Origin of the sequence: Stenotrophomonas sp. PS02289, from assembly GCF_029960115.1 — a bacterium.
Classification (GTDB): domain Bacteria; phylum Pseudomonadota; class Gammaproteobacteria; order Xanthomonadales; family Xanthomonadaceae; genus Stenotrophomonas.
This window is the reverse complement of sequence record NZ_JASCOZ010000209.1, coordinates 1-6,410: the sequence shown is the minus strand read 5'-3', so window position 1 is coordinate 6,410 and position 6,410 is coordinate 1. Positions and strand designations below refer to the sequence as shown.

Genomic DNA, 6,410 nt, shown 5'->3' with positions numbered 1-6,410 from the left:
GCGGCTCGGGACGGGCGTTCCGGGGGACGCTGCAAGTACGTCCATGTAAGCTCGATCGCCGCATCCATGCGGCTCACGCCCCCTCCAGCCCATCCCGAGCCGCCATCGACAGTGCGTCGGCGGCCATCGAAGATCAAAACCACGCGCGGAACCGGCCTGGTAGCGTCGGTCGACAGACGACGGCCGTGAAATGCCCAACATCCGGTAACGCATGACCCCGAATCAACGTTGCTGTTGATTTGGCATTTCCCATGGCCACCGGCCCTCTGTCGAGGGCGGTTCGGGGTGGGTTTGCGGGGGTGTGAGCCGCATGGATGCGGCGATCAAGCCCCCATGGGTGAAGGCGCACTGCTTGCGAGGCACTGCCTCGCGTGCGGCTGAACGCCCAACCGCTGGCGGTTGGGCCGGGGCCCGGAGGGCGGTTTACGGCGTCCCCCGCAAACCCATCCCGAGCCGACCCAACACGGATACACGTGACCGCCGGCTGTTCGCCTGAATCCAACAGCAGCCGGGCAGAGCCCGGCTCTACGCATCCCATGCAATCGCAGAATTGCCGCTCTTCGCGGAAGAGATCAGAACTCGAGATTGTCGATCAGGCGCGTGGAGCCGATGCGGGCGGCGATCAGGGCGACGCGGTTGCCGACGTCGCTGTCGGCCGGCTCGGACAGGTCCGGCAGGCGGATGACCGCGTAGTCGACCTGGAAGCCGGCGGCCTGCAGGGCGGCCGTGGCTTCGGCTTCGATCAAGCTGCGCGCCTTGCCGGCGATGAAGCCTTCGCGCATGCCCAGCAGCACCTGATGGATGGTGGTCGAGACCGGGCGCTGCTCGCCATTGAGGTACTGGTTGCGCGAGCTCATCGCCAGGCCGTCGTCTTCGCGGACGATGTCGCCGCCGACGATCTGGATCGGGAAGGCCAGGTCTTCCACCAGCTGACGGATCACCGCCAACTGCTGGTAGTCCTTCTTGCCAAAGGCCGCCACGTCCGGCTGCACCTGGTTGAACAGACGACTCACCACCGTGCACACGCCATCGAAATGGCCCGGGCGGTGCGCGCCTTCAAGCAGGCTGCTGATGCCCGGTACGTGGACGTTGGCAGCCAGTTCCACGCCGAAGGGGTACATCGATTCCACCGTGGGCAGCCACAGCACGTCGCAGCCGGCCTGTTCCAACCCGGAGGTATCCGCTTCCGGCGTGCGCGGGTAGCGGGTGAAGTCCTCGTTCGGGCCGAACTGGGTCGGATTGACGAAGACGCTGGAGACCACGCGGTCGGCGTACTGGCGCGCCAGGGTGACCAGCGAGTAATGCCCCGCATGCAGGTTGCCCATGGTCGGGACCAGCGCGACGCGCAGGCCCTCGCGCTTCCAGCCGTTGACGACGGCGCGCAGACGGGACAGTTCGGTGACGGTTTCAATCATGATGCGTAGGCGTGTTCTGCGTCGGGGAAGGAGCCGTCGCGCACGGCGTCGGCGTAGGCGCGGACAGCACCGGCAACCGAACCGCCTTCGGCAAGGAAATCCTTGACGAACTTGGGTCGGCGATGGCCGCTGTCCAGACCGAGGAAATCATGCATCACCAGCACCTGGCCGTCGCAGCCCGGGCCGGCACCGATGCCGATCGTGGGGGCGGCGATCTCGGCGGTGATCTGCGTGGCAATCGGGGTCGGCACGCATTCCAGCACCACCAGGGTGGCACCGGCCTCAACGGCCGCCTTGGCGTCGGCGCGCAGCTGCTCGGCCGCGTCGCCGCGCCCCTGCACCTTGTAGCCGCCCAGGCGCAGCACCGACTGCGGGGTCAGGCCGAGGTGCGAACAGACCGGAATCTCACGTTCCACCAGATGGCGGATGATGTCGAGCTTGAAGCCGGCTCCCTCGATCTTGACCATCTCGGCACCCGCCTGCAGCAGCTGCAGGGAGGCCTCCAGCGCGCGCTCGGGCGTGGCGTCGGCCCCGAACGGCAGGTCGGCCACCAGCAGGGCGCGCTGCAGCACACGGGCCACCACGCGGGTGTGGTAGACCATGTCGGCCACGGTCACCGGCAGGGTCGAGTCGTGGCCCTGCACCACCATGCCCAGCGAGTCGCCGATCAGGATCAGGTCGACGCCGTTGGCGTCGAAGCTGCGTGCGAAGCCCGCGTCGTAGGCGGTCAACATGACCAGCTTCTGCCCGTTGCGCTTGGCCTCGGCCAGGGCGGGAACGGTCCAGGGCTTGCTGTCTGCGTGGGTGCTCATGTACTGATAACCGGTGGCGATAAGCCCCGCATTATCCTCCTATTGACACGATCTGGCTGGTCTCGATGCGCATTACAGCATCCCGTACCCGGCCTTGCCCCGGAATCAGCGCATCCGGGGCGATCTCAGCCAGCGGCACCAGCACGAAGGCGCGTTCGTGCAGGTAGGGGTGCGGCACCTTCAGCTGCGGCAGGTCGATCACCTGCTCGCCATACAGCAGCAGGTCCAGGTCGAGCACACGGGGCCCCCAGTGGACGGCGGGGTCGCGGACCCGGCCGAACGCCTGCTCGATGCCAAGCAGTGCCTCCAACAGCGCAGGGGCCGGCAGCGCCGTCTCCAGCACCGCCGCGGCATTGATGAAAGGCGGCTGGTCCTGATTGCCCCAGGCCGGGGTCCCATACAGCTGCGAGCGCGCCCGCAGGATGGTCTGCGGCAGCGCGGACAGCGCTTCAAAGGCACCGCGCAGGGTCTGCGCGGCGTCGCCCAGGTTGCCACCCAGGCCGATGCAGGCCAGGGTCACGGCTTACTCGCCGGCCGGGCCACCGGTGCGCCGACGGCGGCGACGGCGCTTGCGCGGAGCCCCCTCCTCGTCCAGCGCGACCTCGGCCTGCGCCGCTTCCAGGGCGGAATCCAGTTCGGGTCCGGACTGCTGCTGGGCCTCTCGCCAGAACAGCACATCGGCTTCATGTTCGCTGGAGGCCACCTGGCGCAGTGCCAGGAAGTCGAAGGCGGCACGGAAGCGCGGATGGGTCAGGGTGCGGAACACGCGCTTGCGCTGGCGCGAGCTGAAGCGGCCCTGCAGCAGCCAGATCTCCTGCATCGGCAGCGAGAAACGGCGCGGCAGCGCGATGGTGGTCAGCTGATGCAGGGTGACGCGGTCGGCAGCGCGACGCTGCGCCTCTTCCAGCGCCACGCCCTGCTTCTGCAGGGTCGCCAGGGCGCGGCAGAAGGCCGGCCACAGCAGCAGCGCGAACAGGAACGAGGGCGATACCGGCTCGTCATTGGCCACGCGCAGATCGGTACTGTGCAGACCTTCAATCACCATGCGGCGCAGTGCACCGCTGCGGTTGCTGCGCAGGGCGGCAGCGCTTTCCGGGAACAGCACGTCCAGCAGGCCGTAGCGTTCGAGCCCTTCAAAGCTGGCCACGCCGTGACCGGACAGGAACAGCTTGAGCACTTCCTCGAACAGGCGCGCAGGTGCGGCTTCAGACAGCAGCGCCGCCAGACGCGGCAGCGGCTCCGCGGTGGCCTGCTCGATCTGGAAGCCGAGCTTGGCCGCCAGACGCACCGCACGCAGCATGCGCACCGGGTCTTCGCGGTAGCGCTGCTCGGGGTCGCCGATCAGTTTCATCAAGCGCGCCTGCACGTCTTCAAAGCCGCCGGTGTAGTCGCGCACCGAGAAGTCTTCAATGGCGTAGTACAGCGCGTTGCAGCTGAAGTCGCGGCGCACTGCGTCGTCTTCAATGGTGCCGTACACGTTGTCGCGCACCAGCATGCCGTTTTCCATCTCGCGGTCGCCGCTGCCGTCGTCGCTGTTGGCACGGAAGGTGGCCACTTCGATGATCTCGCCGCCGAACACCACGTGCGCCAAGCGGAACCGGCGGCCGATCAGGCGGCAGTTGCGGAACAGCGCCTTGACCTGCTCCGGGGTGGCGTCGGTCGCCACGTCGAAGTCTTTCGGATGCCCGCCGACCAGCAGGTCGCGCACGGCCCCGCCAACCAGGTAAGCGCCAAACCCGGAGTCACGCAACCGGTACAACACGCGCAGCGCGTTGGGGCTGATGTCCTTGCGGGAGATGTTGTGCTGGTCGCGGGGGATCACGCGCAGACCGAACGAGGATGGTGCAGAGGAATTGATGTTGGCGCTTCCGGTTGAAGTTTCGGGATTGCCCAATGGCATCGTCGCCAATATACTAGCGCGCTGCGCCGCTCGCGACAAAGCACGCTCCCTTCGTCTAGTGGTTAGGACGTGGCCCTCTCAAGGCTAAAACAGGGGTTCGAGTCCCCTAGGGAGCGCCAATCGTGACTCCGCAGACATGAAAAACCCCGCCTTGGCGGGGTTTTTTGTTGGGTTCTCGCCCCCGTTCAACCTTCCATCTGCTCCAGCTCCTTGCCCTTGGTCTCGTGCACGTAGCGCAGGACGAAGAACACCGAGGCCACGGCAGCGGCCGTATACAGCCCGTAGGCCCCGGCCAGGCCGATGCCGGTCAGCAGCACCGGGAAGCTCACGGTGATGGCGAAATTGGCCGTCCACTGCGCCGCGCCCGCCACCGCCAGCCCGGACCCGCGGATCTGGTTGGGGAACATCTCACCCAGCATCACCCACATGACCGGACCCCAGGACATGTTGAAGAACACCACGTAGGCATTGGCCGCGACCAGCGCCAGCACGCCCATCTGGTCGGACAGCTGCAGCCGGCCGTCCACCAGCGAGCCACTGGAGAAGGCCACCACCACCAGCGCCAGGGTCACCGCCATGCCCGCCGACCCCACCCACAGCAACGGCTTGCGGCCGATGCGGTCGATCAGCACCACGGTCAGCAGGCAGGCCCCGATGCTGAGCGCGCCGGACAGCACGTTGATCAGCAGCGCGTCACTTTCCGAGAAGCCCACCGCCTGCCACAGCACCGCGCCGTAATAGAACACCACGTTGATGCCGACCAGCTGCTGGAACACCGCCAGGCCGATACCCACCCAGACGATGCGGCGCAGCTTGCCGGTGCCCTTGTCGACGAGGTCGGACAGACGCGGACGGTGCTGGTCCTGGGACAGCGAGGCGTCGATCTCGCCCAGCTTGGCCTGGGCCTCGGCAGGCCCGTACAAGCGGGTCATCACCGCCAGCGCCTCCTCGCGACGCCCCTTCACCACCAGGTAGCGCGGGCTTTCGGGAATGACCAGAAGCAGCACCAGGAACAGCGCCGACGGAATCGCCTGCATCCAGAACATCCAGCGCCACGCCGCCTGCCCCAGCCACAACGCCTCGGTGGAGGCCCCCGCCGCGCGGGCCAGCAGGTAATTGCTCAGAAATGCGCAGAACAGGCCGCTGATGATCGCGATCTGCTGCACCGTGGCCAGTCGCCCGCGATAGCGCGCCGAGGCCACTTCGGCGATATAGGCCGGCGACATCACGCTGGCCGCGCCGACCGCGAAGCCGCCGATCACCCGGGCGATCACAAAGGCCACCGAGCTGTGCGCGGCCCCTGCTCCCAACGCCGAGAGCAGGAACAGCACGGCCGCGATGATCAGCACCCCGCGCCGCCCCAGGCGGTCGCCGAGCCGGCCGGCGAAGAACGCTCCGATCGCGCAGCCCAGCAGCATCGATGCCACTTCAAACCCGATCCCGGCCTGGCTGGACTGGAAGGTCTGCTTCAGGCCGTCGACGGTGCCGTTGATGACGCCGCTGTCGAAGCCGAACAGGAAGCCACCCAGCGTCGCCACACAGCTGATCAGCACGATGAAGGAGGTGTTTTCGCCGCGTGCGGCGGAAGCAGCAAGAGGTATGGACATGGAAAGCCCTGGCAGAAAGGAGACAGCGGACGGTCAACGGCAGCAGGTACGGGTTCAGCGGGTTCTCACAGGCGTCCAGCGGCCGGCGGCGCGGGGGGCGGCAGGCCCCGTTCCACGCCCTGACTGTCTACCGGTGGGCACCGTTATCTATACCCGGCGGACGGGCGCGGCGCATCGTGCACTGCGACAAAGCCGCAACTGTTCTAGAATTGTCCGGCTTACTGTCCGATTCCGACCCAGCCATGCCCTTTGTCGTCACCGAAAACTGCATCAAGTGCAAGCACACCGATTGCGTGGAGGTCTGCCCCGTGGACTGTTTCCACGAAGGCCCGAACTTCCTGGTGATCGACCCGGATGAGTGCATCGACTGCACCCTGTGCGAACCGGAGTGCCCGGTCAACGCGATTTTCCCGGAGGACGACGTGCCCGCAGGGCAGGAAGTGTTCGTCGGCCTGAACGCCGAACTGGCCAAGGCCTGGCCGGTGCTGACCGTGCGCAAGGACCCGCCGGCCGATGCCGGTGAGTGGGACGGCAAGCCAGGGAAACTGGACCTGCTGGAGCGCTGAGGCGCGGCGGGAAAGAAAGGCACCTTCGGGTGCCTTTTTTGTTTCGCCCAAGAACAAAAGCGGCGGGCCGAGCCCGGCGCCCCCGTGGTGATGCTGTCTCTTTTAAACCA

At 67.0% G+C, this 6,410-nt stretch carries 6 protein-coding genes and 1 tRNA gene; 2 read left to right on the top strand and 5 right to left on the bottom strand.

Annotated features, from left to right (window positions below; all coding sequences use genetic code 11):
• Positions 1 to 572: 572 nt before the first annotated feature.
• The 4 genes from panC to pcnB are packed head-to-tail and all read right to left on the bottom strand — an operon-like array spanning position 573 to position 4,121.
• Positions 573 to 1,415: a pantoate--beta-alanine ligase gene (gene panC / locus QMX83_RS19300; protein WP_282298261.1), complete on the bottom strand. Its 843-nt coding sequence runs from the start codon at positions 1,413 to 1,415 to the stop codon at positions 573 to 575.
• Positions 1,412 to 2,227: a 3-methyl-2-oxobutanoate hydroxymethyltransferase gene (gene panB / locus QMX83_RS19295; RefSeq protein ID WP_282298260.1), complete on the bottom strand. Its 816-nt coding sequence runs from the start codon at positions 2,225 to 2,227 to the stop codon at positions 1,412 to 1,414. Before panB ends, panC begins: the two co-directional genes overlap by 4 nt.
• Positions 2,228 to 2,258: 31 nt before the next feature.
• The gene (folK, locus tag QMX83_RS19290) at positions 2,259 to 2,747 is read right to left on the bottom strand and encodes a 2-amino-4-hydroxy-6-hydroxymethyldihydropteridine diphosphokinase (RefSeq protein WP_282298259.1); all 489 of its coding nucleotides are present in this window, start codon (positions 2,745 to 2,747) and stop codon (positions 2,259 to 2,261) included.
• A 3-nt stretch (positions 2,748 to 2,750) separates the two neighbouring features.
• Positions 2,751 to 4,121, bottom strand: a complete 1,371-nt coding sequence (gene pcnB, locus QMX83_RS19285) for a polynucleotide adenylyltransferase PcnB (RefSeq protein ID WP_282298262.1) — start codon at positions 4,119 to 4,121, stop codon at positions 2,751 to 2,753.
• Positions 4,122 to 4,171: 50 nt separating this feature from the next.
• Here pcnB and QMX83_RS19280 point away from each other — a divergent pair.
• Positions 4,172 to 4,246 (top strand) — tRNA-Glu (locus QMX83_RS19280).
• A gap of 66 nt (positions 4,247 to 4,312) precedes the next feature.
• Here QMX83_RS19280 and QMX83_RS19275 read toward each other — a convergent pair.
• Entirely contained in the window at positions 4,313 to 5,734 is a 1,422-nt protein-coding gene (locus QMX83_RS19275; RefSeq protein WP_282298258.1) for a sugar porter family MFS transporter, read from the bottom strand.
• A gap of 242 nt (positions 5,735 to 5,976) precedes the next feature.
• On the opposite strand from QMX83_RS19275, the gene fdxA reads away from it, so the two are divergent.
• Positions 5,977 to 6,300 (top strand): ferredoxin FdxA, encoded by a 324-nt coding sequence (fdxA, locus tag QMX83_RS19270; RefSeq protein ID WP_282298257.1) that lies wholly within the window; start codon positions 5,977 to 5,979, stop codon positions 6,298 to 6,300.
• Positions 6,301 to 6,410: the final 110 nt, after the last annotated feature.

Excerpts from the sequence above, each read along its gene's own strand:
- panC (WP_282298261.1), bottom strand. The coding sequence starts at position 1,415 with ATGATTGAAACCGTCACCGAACTGTCCCGTCTGCGCGCCGTCGTCAAC.
- panB (WP_282298260.1), bottom strand. The coding sequence starts at position 2,227 with ATGAGCACCCACGCAGACAGCAAGCCCTGGACCGTTCCCGCCCTGGCC.
- QMX83_RS19275 (WP_282298258.1), bottom strand. The coding sequence starts at position 5,734 with ATGTCCATACCTCTTGCTGCTTCCGCCGCACGCGGCGAAAACACCTCC.
- fdxA (WP_282298257.1), top strand. The coding sequence starts at position 5,977 with ATGCCCTTTGTCGTCACCGAAAACTGCATCAAGTGCAAGCACACCGAT.